At 46.6% G+C, this 18,497-nt stretch carries 14 protein-coding genes and 1 pseudogene; 9 read left to right on the top strand and 6 right to left on the bottom strand.

All coding sequences use genetic code 11. The annotated features are described in order from the left end of the window. Window positions 1-159: 159 nt before the first annotated feature. The 3 genes from fba to AC0VXX_RS14105 all read left to right on the top strand — a co-directional run bounded on the left by fba (window position 160) and on the right by AC0VXX_RS14105 (window position 2,871). Window positions 160-1,224 (top strand): class II fructose-bisphosphate aldolase, encoded by a 1,065-nt coding sequence (gene fba, locus AC0VXX_RS14115; protein ID WP_110457336.1) that lies wholly within the window; start codon window positions 160-162, stop codon window positions 1,222-1,224. Between the two features lie 198 nt (window positions 1,225-1,422). Next, window positions 1,423-2,163 (top strand): DUF481 domain-containing protein, encoded by a 741-nt coding sequence (locus tag AC0VXX_RS14110; RefSeq protein WP_475514755.1) that lies wholly within the window; start codon window positions 1,423-1,425, stop codon window positions 2,161-2,163. Between the two features lie 276 nt (window positions 2,164-2,439). After that, complete coding sequence (locus tag AC0VXX_RS14105; protein ID WP_475514754.1) at window positions 2,440-2,871, top strand: winged helix-turn-helix domain-containing protein; 432 nt, start codon at window positions 2,440-2,442, stop codon at window positions 2,869-2,871. 420 nt (window positions 2,872-3,291) lie between these two features. Here the strand turns inward: AC0VXX_RS14105 and AC0VXX_RS14100 are convergent, their stop codons facing one another. Continuing rightward, on the bottom strand, window positions 3,292-3,825 hold the full coding sequence (locus AC0VXX_RS14100; protein ID WP_475514753.1) for a hypothetical protein: 534 nt from the start codon (window positions 3,823-3,825) through the stop codon (window positions 3,292-3,294). Between the two features lie 11 nt (window positions 3,826-3,836). Continuing rightward, window positions 3,837-4,658, bottom strand: a complete 822-nt coding sequence (locus tag AC0VXX_RS14095) for a cytochrome c3 family protein (protein ID WP_475514752.1) — start codon at window positions 4,656-4,658, stop codon at window positions 3,837-3,839. Window positions 4,659-5,317: 659 nt separating this feature from the next. Here AC0VXX_RS14095 and AC0VXX_RS14090 point away from each other — a divergent pair. From AC0VXX_RS14090 to AC0VXX_RS14080, 3 genes are all read left to right on the top strand, one after another. After that, window positions 5,318-6,097 (top strand): winged helix-turn-helix domain-containing protein, encoded by a 780-nt coding sequence (locus AC0VXX_RS14090; protein WP_475514751.1) that lies wholly within the window; start codon window positions 5,318-5,320, stop codon window positions 6,095-6,097. After that, window positions 6,090-6,608 carry a hypothetical protein gene (locus tag AC0VXX_RS14085; RefSeq protein WP_475514750.1) on the top strand — a complete coding sequence of 173 codons (519 nt, stop codon included), beginning with the start codon at window positions 6,090-6,092 and terminating at the stop codon, window positions 6,606-6,608. Before AC0VXX_RS14090 ends, AC0VXX_RS14085 begins: the two co-directional genes overlap by 8 nt. Before the next feature lie 66 nt (window positions 6,609-6,674). After that, entirely contained in the window at window positions 6,675-8,081 is a 1,407-nt protein-coding gene (locus tag AC0VXX_RS14080; RefSeq protein WP_475514749.1) for a hypothetical protein, read from the top strand. 695 nt (window positions 8,082-8,776) lie between these two features. Here AC0VXX_RS14080 and AC0VXX_RS14075 read toward each other — a convergent pair. Continuing rightward, a complete protein-coding gene (locus AC0VXX_RS14075; RefSeq protein ID WP_475514748.1) occupies window positions 8,777-9,208 on the bottom strand; it encodes a hypothetical protein in 432 nt (143 codons plus the stop codon). A 233-nt stretch (window positions 9,209-9,441) separates the two neighbouring features. Between AC0VXX_RS14075 and AC0VXX_RS14070 the strand changes: the two are divergent. Then, a pseudogene (locus tag AC0VXX_RS14070) lies at window positions 9,442-9,567 on the top strand (phage integrase N-terminal SAM-like domain-containing protein); the annotation flags it as partial. A gap of 1,285 nt (window positions 9,568-10,852) precedes the next feature. Here AC0VXX_RS14070 and AC0VXX_RS14065 read toward each other — a convergent pair. Beyond that, window positions 10,853-13,030, bottom strand: a complete 2,178-nt coding sequence (locus AC0VXX_RS14065; protein WP_475514747.1) for an OmcA/MtrC family decaheme c-type cytochrome — start codon at window positions 13,028-13,030, stop codon at window positions 10,853-10,855. A gap of 521 nt (window positions 13,031-13,551) precedes the next feature. On the opposite strand from AC0VXX_RS14065, the gene AC0VXX_RS14060 reads away from it, so the two are divergent. Both AC0VXX_RS14060 and AC0VXX_RS14055 read left to right on the top strand, forming a co-directional pair. Further along, complete coding sequence (locus AC0VXX_RS14060; protein ID WP_475514746.1) at window positions 13,552-14,529, top strand: LysR family transcriptional regulator; 978 nt, start codon at window positions 13,552-13,554, stop codon at window positions 14,527-14,529. Next, window positions 14,516-15,469 (top strand): LysR family transcriptional regulator, encoded by a 954-nt coding sequence (locus tag AC0VXX_RS14055; protein WP_475514745.1) that lies wholly within the window; start codon window positions 14,516-14,518, stop codon window positions 15,467-15,469. Before AC0VXX_RS14060 ends, AC0VXX_RS14055 begins: the two co-directional genes overlap by 14 nt. Before the next feature lie 12 nt (window positions 15,470-15,481). Here AC0VXX_RS14055 and AC0VXX_RS14050 read toward each other — a convergent pair whose 3' ends face one another. Beyond that, complete coding sequence (locus AC0VXX_RS14050; RefSeq protein ID WP_475514744.1) at window positions 15,482-17,713, bottom strand: PAS domain-containing protein; 2,232 nt, start codon at window positions 17,711-17,713, stop codon at window positions 15,482-15,484. A gap of 176 nt (window positions 17,714-17,889) precedes the next feature. Then, window positions 17,890-18,492 carry a TatD family nuclease-associated radical SAM protein gene (locus tag AC0VXX_RS14045; RefSeq protein ID WP_475514743.1) on the bottom strand — a complete coding sequence of 201 codons (603 nt, stop codon included), beginning with the start codon at window positions 18,490-18,492 and terminating at the stop codon, window positions 17,890-17,892. Window positions 18,493-18,497 lie beyond the last annotated feature (5 nt).

Raw genomic sequence — 18,497 nt, 5'->3', positions numbered from 1 at the left:
CACGAATCATTAATATTATAAAAAACCGCTGACGATGTGCAGCTGCAGGATGTGGCTGCCATCGTTAGTATAAAAATCTGTCCAAACGATAGTGACCTCGGTGACTCAGTTAATGACTCATTAAAACATTAACTTACACCCTATTATTGGAGTAAAAAAATGGCCTTAATTTCCCTACGTCAACTGCTAGACCATGCCGCTGAACATAACTACGGTGTGCCTGCGTTTAACGTTAACAACCTTGAGCAGATGCGTGCCATTATGCAGGCTGCTGAAGCAACCGACAGCCCGGTTATCGTACAAGCATCGGCAGGTGCGCGTAAGTACGCCCGTCCTCAGTTCCTTAAGTACTTGATGGCAGCGGCGCTTGAGCAGTACCCAGATATCCCTGTGTGTATTCACCAAGATCACGGTACTGATCCTGATATCTGTCAGCGCTCAATTCAGCTTGGTATGTCATCTGTGATGATGGATGGCTCATTGATGGCCGACGGTAAGACGCCTGCATCCTATGAGTACAACGTCGATGTGACCCGTAAAACCGTTGCCTTTGCTCACGCCTGTGGTGTGTCGGTTGAAGGTGAAATTGGTTGTTTAGGTAGCCTAGAAACCGGCATGGCCGGTGAAGAAGATGGTGTGGGTGCCGAAGGCGTACTTAGTCACGATCAACTGCTGACGACGCCAGAAGAAGCGGCGCGTTTTGTGCGTGATACCCACGTCGATGCACTCGCCATCGCGATTGGTACCAGCCATGGTGCATACAAGTTCAGCCGCAAACCTACCGGTGATGTGCTACGTATTGATCGCATCAAAGAGATCCACGCACGTATTCCTAACACTCACTTAGTGATGCACGGTTCATCTTCAGTGCCGCAAGAGTGGCTTGAGATCATCAACCAGTATGGCGGTGCTATTCCTGAAACTTACGGCGTACCGCTTGAGGAGATCGTTGAAGGTATCAAGCATGGCGTACGTAAAGTGAATATTGATACCGATTTACGTTTGGCATCGACTGGCGCGGTACGTAAGTTCTTGGCTGAAAACCCAAGCGAGTTTGACCCGCGTAAATTCCTTAAAGCGTCGATGGAAGCCATGGCTGATATCTGTACCACGCGCTATGAAGCCTTTGGCTGTGCGGGCATGGGCTCTAAGATTAAGCCTAAGTCACTACAAGCTATGTACAAGGCATATCAATCAGGCGAATTAGATCCAAAAATAAACTAAGTTAAGTTTGTCTTTAAAAAACCACCGCAAGGTGGTTTTTTTATGCCCTAACAATAAGTATGAGCGCCATAAGGCTAGTCATGATAGCGATTTGCTAGTCGATAAATCAGATGATGCAAGCCTTATTTTCAATTCTGTGCGCTGAATGTTAATATTGCGCCAATTTTAAGGGACTTCGATAACATAGGTAACGTGAAGATGAAAAAACTGCTGACTGCCACCGCTATTTTGTTAGCAACACCATTTGCCGCTCACGCAGGAGCGGATTTTGTTAAGGGTGATAGAACCTTTGCTGCCGATGCTGAGCTAGGTGCGACAGTGACCACAGGGAACACCGAAACCACGTCTTTAAAAGGGCGTCTAGACATGAAGCATGAGCTTGGTAATTGGGAGAACCAATACCTGCTAGAGGCGCTGTATAAAGAAGATACCGGTGAAGAGACGGGTAAGCGTTACTACGGTTTAGTGCAGGGCAACTATCAGTTTGATGACGTCAATTACATGTTTGCCAATGCCAATCACGAGATAGACCCTTTTACCGGTTTCGATTCAAAATCAACCGTCTCTGTCGGTTATGGTCATAAGTTTATCGACAACCCTAAGACCTTATTTGCTGTCGAAGTGGGTCCTGGTTACCAGTATAAGCGCCTCGATGAGGAGAGCCGCTTAGCCGCAGGGTATGACAGCGAGAAAAGCTGGGTTGCTCACGGCGTGATGAATTTCGAGACTGAAATTTCAGATAACTCAACGTTTAAGCAGCTATTTACCGCCGATTACGGTGAGAGTTTAGAAGGCCGCTCTGAAACCTCTGTCACTGCCAATATTGCTGGCGCTCTGGCGATGAAATTTGCCGTGGTCGTGCGTTATAACAGTGAGCCGTTGGACAATAAAAAGAGTACCGATACTGAAACCAATATGACATTACTGTACTCTTTTTAACAAAAGGGTGAGGTAAGGGTTTAGTTTAAGTAAACCACAGTGCTCTCGATGAAGTTAATGTTGTAATGTATTGAGAGCAGAGGTTTTTTTTAAGCGCCGATAAGGCGCTTTTTTGGTATTTAAGGTCGGGTGTTGAGTCATTTTTTCCACAGTGAAAGAGCATTTTGTGGCAGATATCACGGAAATCAACATTGCTTTAGCTGATAGCTTTATAATCGCAGCAGTTAAGTGGGGTTGTGAGTACAATTACTTATAGTTTTTGATGCGAGCACGCCTATGCAAATCGGTCGGTGCTGGTTTGATATTGCTCAAGCACAGCTGTCAAATCAGGATAATGATACCAGTTGGAAAATGCCGCCAGCCGAGTTCGCTGTGCTTAACACTTTGGTGGAACATCGAGATAAGGTGCTGTCAAATGAGCAGCTGTTGGCGTGTCTTCCAGAACAGGCTCGTTCGCTCGCCAGCCTAGAGGCGGCGATTAAGCGTGTACGCTTCTTTTTAGGTAAGTCGGCGCTATTTATTGAAGCCGTTGATGGGCAAGGATATATCTTGCACAGTAAATCGACGCGTGCCACAGGTTTTTGGGCCTTGCGTCCGGGTAAAAGCATGTCGCTGAAACAGTATTCGTTATTGATAGCTCAGTTAGTGTTGTTACTGCTACTGATTTATTCGCTATTTGAACCCACCGCTAAGATATTTTTCCCCTAACTGATGCTGTGTTGCAAAGCCTGAGCAGTTATTAACCATTAACCATTAATTATAAGCCTACCTGCACCATCCTTCTCTTATGTGATCAGGCATAACACTATTGCTCCTCACAGATCTACTCAGGTTATCGCTTGTTGGCTAGCCAAGCGAATTTGAAATGAACAGTAAACTATGAACTATGAACTATGAACTATGCGCTAAGGACTAAGGGCGGCTCTATCCACTTTGGCGAAGTGGCATCTCCGTCAGCATTTAACACTTACAACTTAACACTCAGCATAACCTTGCTTATGGGAGTCGTTGTGTGAAGGCTGCTTGTTAGGGCTTAGGTGACGCGCTCTTATTGAGCAGCTTAGCTGGATGAAGCGAGAAAAAGGGCATAGTCAATCATTGCCTATGCCCTATGTACGCTACCTACCGTTAGGTGGCAGGCGGTGTAGCAGGTTGTAAGGTTAGCTCGTTACTGGCGAGCGCGCCGTTAATTTCAATGGCCACTTTATAGAGTTTCACCGCACCGGGTGCACTATTTTCATCCCAATTGAGCCCGATTGCTTCGAAGCTGTATTGGCCCTTATCTGACTCGACTAACACACCATCACATTGCGCCGCCGCACTATCACAGGCGTAGGTGTGGGTAACGTGCCAGCGTTTCCATGCTTTAGCCTTACGTGATGGCGATTCATCATCAGGAAAGCCAAAATAGGTAATGCGATAGTCTTTGACGTTGGTGATGGCCTGTGCGCTATCATCTGCCAAGGAGAAGCTTAATGCCCCGCTGTCGCCATCGAACTGCGCTAATGTGAGGTTAATTGCTGCCGCCTCATTAATATCGATACTGTCCGCCACTGGCGGCGGGACAACAATCGGTGGCTCTGTGGTATCTGCATCATCACTGCCACAACCGCCGCATAGTAACAGTGTCGCCAGTAGGCCAGTTATTAATTTATCATTCATATCAGCCTCCCTTAATTAAAGTGACCGGTATGGCAAGTAGTGCACTCCATATCGGTTTTAACACTGGCTGCGCTGCCCATAGTGTCGGTCACGCCGTGACAGCTTTGACAGCCTTGTGCCTCGCTCGATGGCTTAGACTCTGGCAATGAAGCAAGATCTTCTCCCGCATAAGCGCGGTTGAGTAGCTCAACTAAGTGATAAGCGATAGAGGCTGACAAACGGTAGCAACGCTCGCCTTTTTGGCTAAAGGCAAAGCCCGATGCCTTAGACCAGTTGCTGATAGAGGAGTGACATAGCACACTGTTAGCGACTGATGATTTACCGACTTTTGCCGTTTTCTCATCGGTTGAGCCGATGCCCGCAATAAATTCTGGGCTCGATAGCGGTAACTCAGTCGTCTCGTAATACCTAAAGGCCGCGCCAATCACTGCACTGTTTTGACCATTGATATCAGCTAAGATGTTTACCAACATACCTGTGGCATTCATGTTGCCGCACACAGTACCTTGTCCACCGATACCCGCTCCACCATAGGCCGCTAATGCTGTTGGGATAGTGGCAAACTTTGCCGCATCGGCACTGGATGAGTTAGCTAACATGGTGACCAGTGAATGAAACACTTGGTGCATACATCCGCCACCTGTTTCATAGGCAAGCTTGGCCGTCGCCATAGCATCGAGTGGGACGTACTTTAGTTTATCCCCTAAGGCTAAATGAAAATTACCTTGGTCATCTGTAGCAGCAAAGGCAGAGGTGCCCATTAAGGTGGCTCCTGCGGCGGCGGTGCTGATGCCAATAATTTTGGTCAGTGCTTGGCGTCTATTAATGGTCATAAAAATATCCTCACTTAGATAGCATTCGTTATTAGTAAAATAGTGGGTTGTTACTGCAATGATTGTTGAGGGGAAGCGTTGGCTATCCCGCTGAACTTGAAGCCAGTTTGGCGTGAGAATCTTGTAAATAGTGTGATCGCTGATGGATGAAGATTGTTGAGGTGGAAAATAGTGAACCACTCGTCCAAGGTGTGATATTGGGAGGAGGCTTAATCGGTTTTAGTCTTAATGTATGCACGAATCGATTAAGGTTGAAGATTAGCGTGTGAGCTGTAATGGTTTATTTGTAACATTAATGTAAATTTACGCTAGATGAAGCTAGGGCTGGGCCTAATGTTTATTGACTGAAGAGTGTGACAGGCTTCGCGTAACGGCAAGTGAACCTCTCGATTTGGCGATGACTTCCATATAGATTGCAATGAGATAATGGCGATCACAGAAATAATGAATCACATTGCTTATGCTATATGACAATAAACTGATGATTAATTGGGTTGCTGTCTAAATTAACATTTGCTTAATATCAATCGGGACGCCGTTGGGCAATACAGGCAAGTGGTCGAGTCAATCAGTGTGCGTAGAGTGCATGACTGGGTTGTCGATACTTATTTTCGGCCTCTACTGTGTGAGGAGAGGCAAGGTGAAGGGTAAAGTGATTAATGCAACTAGGTGACTGCCTGTTTGATGCTCAAAAAGGGCTATTGACCCACCAGGGCACGCAAGAGCAGTGGCAATTGCCACGGGCTGAGTGGCAAGTGCTGCGTATTTTACTTGAGCACCATGATCAAGTGGTACCCAAGCAGGTACTGGGCGCGGCGGATGCTGAGCACCCGCCGCTGAGCGACTCGTCGGTAACCCGTGCCATCTTTATGCTGCGCTCTTTTTTGGGGCCCGTAGATGAGCATTTGATTGAAACCGTCAAAGGCAAAGGTTATCGACTAAAACTAGCTTCACCATCGGCGAAAAAGCGAGGTTTAAGCGCTCGTTATGACTGGCTTAAGTGGCAGCGTATTGATGTCAGTACATGGATGAAAATGCTCATCGCGCTAGTGGTCACACTCATTATGGTCTTAGTTATGGGGCAATGGCTAAGTACGGTCAATCTTGAGACGCAAACCACGGCCCCCTTTGCCCAGCAAACACTGACTCTGGAGTCAGGCCAGCAAGTCACTCTGAGTAGTTTTGCTACCTCAAAAACCAATAATACCTTACTGATAGGGCTAGCTGAGCGGCTGGCTGACGATATTAAGCATTGCGAATCCACTCCTTGGAGAAAAGTGTTTTTATCGCTATCACACGATAAGCAGGTGTTTAATATCACCCTTAGAGGGGAAAAATTGGGTCAGTCTGTGGTGCGCAACCTTAAATTAACCGACTTTAGGCAGAGCAAAGCGTTTCTTACCGACGCCTGGCTGGCAGAGGTGTCTTTGTGTGAATAGAAAACTACTTTGGGCCATCAACCTCACAATCTTGCTGTTGCTCGCGGCAAGCATCACTATCAGTTACCGCTATCTGTACCCGGCAAAAAGTATTATGCTCAGCTGCAGCTCCGAGCTGTATGATAGTAGCGATCCCTTAGGCGGCGCCCGCCATTATCTGTTGGTCGACATTATGGCCAAAGCGCAGCAAGCACAGATTAATTATCGTTATTTTAATCTAGACGGTACCTCGGCTGGTACCATACGTATGCAGGGCAAACTTAACGATTATGATGAAGCGGCTAATCGGTTTGATTTTTCGGTGTATACCAAAGAAGAAAGCCTAGATGAGCGCCTCGACAGTCGTCCGCAACATATGCAGTATCTTTCCTATGTCAGCTCGTTTAATTTAGACAGTAAAGGTATGCATAATCTGTCTATTGAATCATTAGACTTAGACTCGCATCGCGATTACGCTGTGGTGTTATTTCAACCCAGTAATACCGTATGTGGTTGTCGCTTAGTTCATTAACCTATCTTGGGTTATACTAATATTACCCCGTAAGTTCATGATATATTTTTACTATTTCGAGGTCGTGTGTCTAAGGTTTACGTTAAGCAGGAAGAGTCACTGTCGATAAAGTTTACCCACCAGATGAAAGTGGGTGATCAAAGGCGGTTAGACCTTTATTTCTTTTTACCCAAAGAGATGGGAATTAACTCTCAAAGCCTCGATGCAGAAGAATATTATTACTCGGCCATCGCTGGGCGCCGCTCCTATTACTCCTCAGGTCTACATCTGCCTTTAGTGCAAGGGCGCTTTATTAGTCAAAATAAGCGCACCGTCGAAGAGTTTAGGCTCTATTTAAACCTGTTTGCTTACCAGTTTGCGGTGGCGATTGAGACCGACAGTAAAGAGTTGGCCCAGGTGGAAGATGTTGAGCAATTTTACACCTCACTGCATGAGCTCAGTGACATTGTCGCCCAGCTACTGAAAAAGTTTCGCCGTAATGAACCGAGCGACCCTAAATGGAAACACTATTTCGAAAACTCCGATAATTACCTGTCGTGGTTTTGTGAACAGCGCCTATTACAACTGATCTCCCATGCGCCGCGTAGCAGTGATTACAATGAGTTGACTGAAGAGGTGTTGTCACTGTGTCGTAATGAGCGGACCTATCGTGAAGTCAAAAAGTATAACTCCACCCAAACCAAAGACGATCCTAACCGCATCTCAAATAAGATGTTGTTATTAAGACGTTTGATCCAGCAAGGGGTTGTGCTCAAAGAGGAGCTTAAAACCTTAGGTGTGGGCTTAAAGAAACTCACCACCGGCGTAGCCACCGGAGGGGTGATGCTGGTCGTGTCGGCCTTGATTATTAAAGCCCAAGGTGTGTTTAACGGCCTGACCCTGTCACTGGTGTTAACCTTGGCGGTGATCTATGGCTTTCGTGAAATTTTTAAAGAAGATATTCGCAATGCCTTATGGCGGGTTATTCAAAAGGGGCGGCCGCGTTGGAGCCGCATTCTGCGTGATACCACCACGCAAGCGGTCATTGGGCGTCAGTTAGTCTGGCTAGATTTTATTAAGTACAAAGACTTGCCTGAACAGATTGAAGAGATATTAAAGCGCCGTCATAGCCAAAATAAGGTCGATTCGGAGATCTTGCACTACGGTATATACTCACGCATCGCCCAGAAAGACTTTTTAGCCGGTTACTCGACCATTCAAGAGCAAGTAAACTTTAGTTTGGTGCCGTTTGCGCGTTATTTGGAGCGCGGCAGAGCCAAAATTTATAAAGAATCTGCTGGCCAAGTCAGTTATGACTCTGTTGAGCGGCGCTACCAAGTCAACCTTATTTTAAGGTTGCGAGAAGGGCGTAATCCGCCGCAATATGCGCGTTATAAGATCACCATGAACCGTTCGACCATCGTTGAGGTGACCGAAAGCCAGTTACCCGATGGCATGACGCCAATAGGTGGGGAGCAAGACAGCGAAGACTAAGGTGGCACTTCGCTGGCAGCGAAGCTGTGCTTGATGGAGTATCAATTACCTGTGTTTGAAGCTCGTGTCTTCACTGTTATCCATTGCCTGTGCCGGTACTTCCTCGACTCGGTGAGTGAAGCATCGCTTCTACCCGTTTTAGGTGTTTAGAGGGGGGATTTTGAACCATGGCTGCATGGTGTATCAATTGCCTGCCGCAGGCCTTAAGTGCAGATACACCGACTTCTCACTCTCTTCGATTTAGCCGTAATTGGTATCCACAGAACCGTTAAAAGCTAAATTGTTTTTGGACAAAAGTGTGTTGGCCTTCGAATCAAGGTGTTGGCTTTTTTGGGCTTGTAACATTTAGTCGAGTTAGTTTTTATTGATTGATGGTAGCGTTAACCTTCATGGCAGCCAATTGCCTGCAGCATGCCTTTCGTGCAGGTACTTCCTCGGCACCGCTGTAAACCCATCCTTGGGCGCTCTGCGATTTCATCCCTGAAATCGAAGGCCTCAGCCGCACCTACACCGAGTTCTTAATCTCTTCGATTTAACCTTACTCGTGTCATTCGGACAATCAAAAGTTAAGTTGTTTTTGGACATTTTCGAGTTAAAGCCTTAACTCTAACCTGTCAGTTTCGGAAAAAATTTCTATGGGATAACGCTTAAAGCAGTGGCGCTTTCAGCGTCCGCTGCCTTTACTTGTTACATGCTTACCCGAAATTCTGGTCATTTGGGTTAGCAGGCGAATTTCTTGATGAGTTTATGCCTTTGGCTATAGCAAAACCAGAAACAGCCGACAAAATCGGAAGACCCGCTTCAGCAGTAATAGTTTTCGTAAGCATAAGAATTGCGAGAATTATCACAATAAATATTGCAACAACAACCTGCCCATATGTAGACCAAAATTCGTTTCTCTTTTGAAGATAGTCAGAGTATGCTTCGTTGATATAGACGGGCAAATTAGATCTAATTTTGTGTGTGCTCAAGAAGTCCAGATAACGCTCGTAATTCACAAACCCTCTAGAATCATCTGAGAATGCTTTCCAAGCAAAGAACACTACTGCCCCTACAACTAGCAGTCCGAGCGCCGATACAACGATAACCAGCCAAAACATATCTATTGTAAGTGTCACTTCTTCCATTTATTTCTCCGTTTTATGACTGGGCATGTAGCATTTTATTAGTGCGCATGCGCGTTTACCTCGTTGCGCCAGTGAAAAAGCGCACCGCTAACTATCTGGATGTAATGAACTTATCAGCATTTTGCCAAATATACCATCTGGAAAAACGCGCAACATTATTTCACCATTTTCCTTGATATCCGTGAACCTCAAATAACACTGTATAAAAACACAGCGTCAAGAGTGAGGTTATCATGAGTCTAAAAAGCCCATTTCTAATCGGTGTACAAGAAAAAATGCGTATGCGTGGTTACAGTATTAGAATGGAAAAAACCTATCTGTATTGGATCAAGGCATTTATTAACTTCCACCACAAACGTCTTCTAACTTGAAATGGGGCAAAAGCTTCTTAGCCTTTAACTCACTGGTCGTATCAAATGAAGTCCAATCGAAGAAGCGTTAGAGATAGGTGTAAGCGCGGTTTTGGCCCTTGGCGGCATGGATGCCGCCGTGGAGCGTATAGGGATATATTCACAGCGAGCCAAAAGAGCGCTTGCACATTCCCCGCCGGACAGGCGATTAATAACAGTGAAGGTTCGACCTTCAAACACTTTCAATAAATGAAAATACAGCCAGCCGCTACTCAAACAAATGTCATCGTTCTTCATTCCAAGACCAGCACACTTTGGGGCAAAACCTAGGTAGCTTTTGAACTAGCAACCCACATCAAATACGGCTAAATCGAAGAGGCGTTAGAGATAAGTGTAAACGCGGCTGCGGCCTTTGCCAGCAGGGATGCTGGCGTAGAGCCCACAAGGATGTGCTTGAACAACGTCCATGTCTAAAAGCCAGTTCGGCGTCCATGCCTCTCGTTCGTTAGCGCGAAGCTACGCTTCACTCACCGTGTCGCAGAAGTGTTTGCACATAAGCTCACTGCAGGTGATAGATTGCCATGAAGGTACACCTTCAAACACCCGTTCCAAAAAAGACTCCGCCAATCACTACCCAAACAAAGTAAAAAAATGCCATACCTTCACTTCAAGGCCACCAAACTTTGGGGCAAAAGTACGTTAGCCTTTAACTCACTAGTCGTATCAAATGAAGTCCAATCGAAGAGGCGTTAGGTGGAGGTGTAAGCGCGGTTTTGGCCTTCGAAATCATGGATGATTTCGTAGAGCCCACAAGGATGTGCTTGAACAACGTCCATGTCTAAAAGCCAGTTCGGCGTCCATGCCTCTCGTTCGTTAGCGCGAAGCTACGCTTCACTCACCGTGTCGCAGAAGTGTTTGCACATAAGCTCACTGCAGGTGATAGATTGCCATGAAGGTACACCTTCAAACACTTTCAATAAATAAAAATGCAGCCAGCCGCTACTCAAGCAAATATCATCGGCAAATATCATCGACCTTCAAGCCTCTGTCCCAATATCCACTTCGTTAGACGCTAATGCTTTTTAGATCTCGATTAGTTATCCGAACGCCTCGAACACGGTTGAGCCGCACAGCTTATCCAACTGCTAGACGCTAAATTGATAATGTTGAGCGAATAAAAAAGCGCCCGAGGGCGCCTTTGACTTTGCAGGGTGAAACAGTTGCAGGGACTAACTTTGCAGGGTTAGTGTAGGTGCTTGGTATCACCAAGCACCTAATGGGGTATCACTTGTGGTTATAGCTGGTGTCCGTGGTGCTCCATAATTTTCTCTGGGCTATGACAAGTCGCACAGGCTTCTTTAGCGTCTTTGGCTTCTTGCTTAACAGGGCCAAAGTAGGCGCCGTTATTTTTCATGTGTTCCATAGCGGCATCTGACAGATACTTCTGGTGACAACTAATGCACGAAGCCGCATCAGATGAAGCATACCAAGTTTCAACTGGCGTTAGCGCGGGATCGTTATTTTTACCTGGAATAAAGCTAGGTACAGCATGGGCTTGGCCTGCATTACGACCGAGCTCGAAACCATAATCTTTACCACTCCAACCTTCGACTTCAGCATGACAAGTGGTGCAGTCAGTCTTCAGTAGGGTACCACTACCGCCATGGCCATTATCATGACCTTGTGCTTTATGGGCTTTATACATAAAGCTGGTGGACTTCATTTCGCCCGAAGCAAGCGCGTCGCCATTAGCATCTTCAACCGCACCGAGTTTCTTATCGTTGGTGTGGCAAGCGATACAATTGACGCCATTTGAGTCATGGTAAAACTCATAGCTATGACAGTCGTAGCAGGTTTGCTCATCAATAATCGCGCGGCGCTGTGCAACAACCGCAGCGGTGTCGTTAAGGATGGTGCGATAAGCCTCTGTTTGGACATAGGCAGGATATGCATTGGTCGCATCACAACTAGTACGGTTAGTGCTGCTCTCTTCGAAACACACTTTAAGCACAGGCAGTACTTCTAGTGAGCGTGAAGCGATATCGGCTGGGAAGTTCATCGCGACCTTAACGCTAACACTGTTGTCGCTATTCCAAGTTGCTTTAGCTGGATCTTTAATGTCGATACGGCGCTGGCTGTAGGGAGATTGATCATAATCGGGATAATCTTTCTCAACATCCCAGCTCACCACAACATAAGGCTTGCTGTAACCCTGTTTATAGACTTCATCTTGGCTGACAAGCGTACCTGCTTCATCCATTATCTTCAGATCGAAGCTAATTTCATTGGCGACGCTGATGGCAACATTAGTGACGACGGCGTCATAGGCTTTTGCCGCTTGGTAAGGCTTAGCATGGTCGTTATGCACCGCAGCGCTGTGACAATCGGTACAGGTCAGCTCTGGGTTTTTATCTGACTTATGCTGCACAGGAGAGTCGGTATGACAACCGGTACAAGCGTTGGCATTGGCATTAGCGAGCCAGAGATCTTTATCGGCTAAGCTGTCATCTTCAACGTGACAGGCGGCGCAATCCATAAAGGGTTTAGTCGGGAAAGCCGGGTAGTCAAAGGCGTGATCGCCACCATAACCTGCGATGGTGTAGGGCATGGGCACCACATTGCCTTCGCTGTCTTTACCTTCACGGTGGGGCCCCATATGGATGGCGTGCACCATATGGCCTAACTCGACAGAAATAGCGTTAGGATCGGTGACAATACCATTGTGACAAGACTGGCAATTTTCCATATCGAGTCGACGGCCACCATGGGCTTTTAGGCTGTCTGGCTGGTGGCAGGTGTAACAGGTTTGCATGGTGACTAGATCGCGGGTCTCTATGCCTTCACTGGCATTGGTCGATGGGATCCAATCGAAATGAGCATTCTCTGCCAGCTCATGGCCTGAGTCATATTCAAACTGCATCTCAATGGCGATGCGTTGGGTCAGTTGTGGGTCGAAGGTGACGCCAGCAGGATCGTCAGCCGTGGTTAGATTAGTGTTAAAGGTATAGGTGTAAGTACCGTCTTGATGATCGGTTAAGCACTCTGGGCAGTCGTTTATCTTTTCAAAGCCCTGCTCAAAGGTGGTGCCAGCATCATTGGTGGTTTCATTGAGAAGTGAAAACCACTGCTTGAGCTCGGTGCCATCTTTGGTCTGCAACTGGGCTAATGAGAAGCGAAAATCGTGAAAGGGATTAGTGCCATTTAATCCTATTAGTCCAACGCCTTGGCTATTTTCCAGGCTAAAGTCGACGGTAATAATGCCATTTTCGTAACGCGCACTGCTGATATTGGCGATGGCTTCGTCAGCCATGTCGATATTGAGGCCGTTACCGCCGGGTTGTCCTGGCACGCCAGGCTGGCCGTTTTCACCATCAACACCGTTTTTACCATCATTTCCATCTCCACAAGCTGCCAACATCATTGACGAAGCAATGAGTAGCGCCAGTGTGGTTGTTTTTGTTTTTATCATCATTTATCTCCAAGATTAACCACTGGGTGTAGCTGCTTGAAATGTTAAAGATTGGTAGCGATGTTCGATATGAAGCGCATCACTTTAACGACTGCAGCGATAAATGGTGAATATGCTACTTATTGCGTCACAAATTGGATTTAACGGCCTGTTTACTGCGTTAAGTTTGGTATGATTCACTGGTATTTCTATTGTTGGTGGCGTTTTAGTTCAAGTTTCACGCAGGGGAACTCTAATATTCATATTGCGCAAATCACAATTGTGAATCTTGCTTGGTAGGGGTTAAGGGCGGGAGTGAGACCTAGGGGGATAATTAGAAGCTGATGAGTTGAGATGGGTTTTATCTGTGTCACATATTTAACAAAATCTTTGCATTGGGTATCACTCTTTACTCTGCGTAATCGTATTGCGAGGCAATTTACCTTAAATTAGCGCTCAGTAAACTAAGCGATTAGTCATCTAAGCGGTTAGTAAGCTAGGCGATTAGTCAATATAGGTGACATGGATCCTGAAAAAGGAGAGGCATGAGTCGAGTTAATACCAATAGTCTATTTAACATTAAAGTCTTTGTATTATTGTTTGAAACATTAAGCTCTACCGAAGTCGCGCAGCAATTAGGTGTGGCGACATCAAAAATTAGTCGCAGTTTAAAAGCCTTACGCCACTCGTTCGATGAGCCTTTGTTTATTCGTAAGCAACATGGTTTTGAGCATACCCCATTCGCAAAGACGATTTATCCTCACTTAAAACAGTTGCTCACCCTATCTGAGACCAGTTTGGCCTTGTCGCAACCGGTAAATACACAGGTGACCCAGCAGATGACCATTACCTGCCCGCCGCCATTATCGCTTAATTTACTCAGTTATCTGCAAGATAAAGCGTCGCAATTAAAGCTGCAATACTGCTTTAATATTAAGCCCTGTAGCAATGATATCGATAAGCTGTTAAACCGCTTAGAGGTGGATTTAGCGGTGACCTTTGAAGCCCATAATTCCGAGCGTTTGTCGTCGGAATTTGTCGCTAAAGCCAATGCCTATGTGGTGGTGGGTAATCAACAACATCCTATTTTTAAGGGCGACAGCCGTATCGATGTCGATACTATGCTCAAGTACCCTTATATTAGTTTTAATGGCCATGAGTTTGAGCAAGGGCACGATCCGCTGGCGATGTATGCCTTAGATAAAGGGCGGTCAATTAACATGGTTGCCAAGGTGTGTCTGTTGGCAGATTTGATGATCCAGCTTGAGCGTAGCGATGCCTTAGCCTTGATCTGTTATCGCGATGCGGTTGCGTTTTTATGTGCCAAAGCCAAGCTGCATGCGGTCGCCTTGCCTGAAGATCAAAATCGACTCCTTAATTTACGCGCAGACGGCCATCGTCATTACCTGACCAAACTGAGGCAGGGCAATCAAGCGAACCTGTGGGTTGAGGCTGAGATAGCGTCTTACATTCAAGGCAATGTGATCCTACATTGTGATGGAGCCATTGATGCCAAAAGATAAATTACTCGATATTTCGTTAGCCACCTTAGAGATTTTTTGCCTAGTCTATGTGAGAAAAAATGCTATCGAGGTGGCAAATCATCTAGATCTGTCGCAGCCCAAAGTGAGCCGAGCATTGGCGGCCCTTAGGGCGGTATTTGATGATCCCTTGTTTATTCGCCGCGAGAGTCAATTTCAGGCGACCGAAACGGCGCATAATCTCTACCCCATTTTTTGCCAAATGATGGCCTGTAGCCAAGAGGTCGACCATCTGGTGAGAGGCGGCAAAGGGGTGATGGCGGCTAATGTCGAGGTGGCGACCGTGCCGCAACTGGAGATCAATTTAACCCAAAGTATCAAGCAGGCAGCGTTAGCGGTGAGTGAGGCCGATATGATGGTGGCTACAACGCCATGGGGCGAGGGCACGGCTCAGCAGTTATTAAATGATGAGCTTGATGCGGCCATCAGTTTCGAGCGAGCAGATAATCGCGCTATCTTGTCAAAATCGATTATTCAACATCGCGGTGGTTATCTTGTGGCACGTAAAGAGCACCCTATTTGGCAAGCGCCCAATATCGATAACATGATTGACTATCCGCTAGTGAAGTTAATCACTATGCCTTTTCCTGCCAATAAGTCGCCCCTTGGCTGCTATGCCAAACGCGTAGGCAAACAACTGCAGTTATATGCCACGGCGCCCGATCTGGGCAGCGCGGCAAACAGCCTATTGAGCTCAGATGCCATCATTATTATCGGGGTGCAGGGCGCGGTTGATTTTTTAAGAAACATCAATGGATTACATGCACAAAAACTAGATTATCTGCAAGACAAGTTACTGTTAGAAAACTTCAGCCATCCCACGGTTTATCTATGGCTGAAGTTAGATGCCAGCGGCAAAGTGACCACGCCGTTTTGGTTACAGCGCTGTTTAGAGGATTACATCATCAAGGCACATCAATAGTCGTTATACGCGCTATTTTTTATCTGTAGCGCCGTGACGCGTATAGGCTTGGCAAATACTTTGCTCGCCAATCTGTTTTGCTCGCTGCAGGGCGACCTCGGCATTACTTAAGTATTGCTCTAGGTTTTGCCCTGCTTGATAGCTGGCTATCCCCATGCAAATACCTGTGCCAAGGCCGATGTCATTGAGGCTGTTGAGTGACTTAACGGCAAAATGATGCGCCGCATCTGAGCTAGTGTCTGGTAAGATAATAATCACTTTTCCCAGTTGCCAATGCGACATTTGATAGCCCACAGGCAGCGACTTTAATATGTGGATCTCCACTTCGCGCTGGCGGCTTTCTAACTGACCAATATCACTCATATGGCTGAGCATGCTTTCGGCGGTAATATCGATTAACAGTAGGCTGGAGTTATCGCGACTCTTAGGTGTCAGCGATTTAAAGTAATCGTCTAAATCCCGCAGGTTAACTAAGATGGTGCTGCGATGGGGAATAAAATCGCCTCGGTCTTGCAGTAACGCCCGCTTTTGGGCCTGCTCTAAGGTGCAGACGATATATTCTATCTCGCCAGCAGCGTCTAGATGCCCTTTTAAGGTGGCTTGCAGGCAAGTGTTCTCATGGCTATTGGGATCACATAAGATTTGCCCTTTCCAGCTACCTTGCAGCAAAATTTGCTGGGTAATGCGCGGCCACTGCGAACTCAAATCGTTATTGAGTAGCTCGGTGAGGTTCTGATTAGTGATGTCATGAATCGACACTAACTGCATAAATGCTTCATTGGCGAGGGTAAGATCGCCATTGACTAACACTAAGGCGCTCGCCACCGCATTATCATTAAGGAGGCGATTAAGGTTGGCTTGCTTTTGTGCTTGTTTTAACTCGGTCACATCGCTAAAGGTCACTAGCAGGTAGTTGCCTTTTTTAGCTGGGCGCTGTGCACTGGTTATGGTGACGGCAAGACAGTGACCACATTGCTCTTCAAAATCGATAACATCGTGCCATTTTTTATGTTCATTAAGCTGCACTAATATCGCCGCATAGTCCTCATCTTCCATTTGCAAGATGCGCTGTAAATTACGGTCCGACAGCTCATCTAGGGGGATATTTAATAATCTGGCGGCTTGTTCGTTGGCGGTAACAACTCGATTATGGTCATTGATGATGATGCAGCCAGTATCTTGATGAAACAGCCGATTGGCGAGATCGATACTAAATTCCCGTGAACGCTGCGCAATGCGATAGGCATGCACCAGCAAGATCAATCCCAGCGACAGTAAGGTCAATACTACCGAGCCAATAATGACAATATTACGCCATTCATAAAAATCGGCGGCAATCGCATCGTTGCGCACATAGGAGACTAAGTAATACTCCCGGCGGGTTTCATATTGGGTTGTTAGCTCAATTTTTAAGTAAACAAAGGTGGCATCATCACCATGAAACTGGCCAAAATTGCTGGTGACCATTTTACGCCATAGCGCCGGATAGCTTAGGCGTAAACTGGCGCCCAATGTCTCGGGGATACGATTGATAGTGGGTTTATTTTTAACACCAGCATAGAGTAAACCTTGGGTATCGACCATCAATAGCGGCGACTCTTCGCTAGAATATGCGGGTTTAATGCTTTTGAGCATGCGCGTCATGGATTGGTAGGTAACGAGGTAGCCTCGCACACTCAGATCAGGATTTTCGAGCCATGCCAGTTGATACAGATAGGGTTCTATCTTGCCATCGACCTGAGTAAAATCCAGTGGTGAGGTGTAAACTTCACCACCGCCCATGCTGCTAGCCCCGCCTAATAATGAGGAGGGTAATGCCTGATAGGCGATTTCGCTGGCCGCTGAAAATTTAAAGGTACCTTGAGGATCGAACAAGGCGATATCGAACAGCTCAGGAATATTACCTGTCATTAACTGCCAGTTTTGTTGCAGCTGTTGCTGGCCGGCTTCGCTTGGGTTGGTGAGATAGTTTTTGAGCAGCTCAGAGTTAGCAAACATCTGAGTTCTAAACTTTTGAAATGTCACTCTATCGGCAATCAGGCTGCCAACCGATTGCAGCTCGCTATATCGTTGTGCGGCCCAATCTTCCTGCAGGCGACGCTCGCCTAGGGTAACGATCACATTGGTCAATAGAATCGAACTGATCAGCAAAATAATGATCTGTGTTGCCACGGAGAAAATCCGTTGCGGTGACCAGTGAAGTCCTTGCCCTGTGATCAATAGTGGAAGTTTTTGCGTCAGCATCGAGTGTCATTGTCTAATTACTTTTGCGGCTATATTAGCAGATTCTCACGGCTTAACACAGTGACTTACAATTGACTAACACCCGTGACGATATCCATGGATTAGTCGGTGTTAGATTGGGTTACCTTTTCGGCGCAAATGCGCCTCGCTAATGCCTTATTGTCTGCTTAAGGCCGCTAGCCGACTACGCCTAAATGTCGGTGTTTAAATTCGGCATTGGCGGCCAGCACTATCTGTTTACAGCGCACAATATCGACACCTTCTAAGCCATCAATGGCCGACACTTGCACCTTGGCGATATACTGCGGCGCCAGTTTTATAAACTCATTTACGGCTTGGTAGGCGCCTTTGAGTTTAGGCTGGCAGTGGCGAAGGTACGCCGCTTCAGTATCGGCATTAAGTGAAATCGATAGCGCGTCAACGACAGGGGCTAACTCAGGCAAAATATTACGCCGGTGAAACAGATTGCCTAAGCCATCGGTATTGACTCTAACTTTGCCGCCTTGGCTTTTGATTGCGCCGGCAACCTCGAGCAGGGTGGCCAGATTTAAGGTGGGCTCGCCATAGCCGCAAAACACATATTCATCGAAGTGGCTAACCTCCCCTAGCAGAGGGATAAGCTCCTGTGCCTTAGGTTGATGGTCTAAGGCTAACTGATAGTCGTGGATCTGCTTGCTGCCATTGTGTTTTGGGCAAAATTGGCAACGTAAGGTGCAACGCCCGGTGATGTTAAGGTAGCGGCTGTTACGAATATCGTAGACTAGGGTTGATTGACTCATGATAG

Source organism: Shewanella sp. QJM3NY_23, from assembly GCF_056173105.1.
This window is presented reverse-complemented; position numbering and strand designations above follow the sequence as displayed.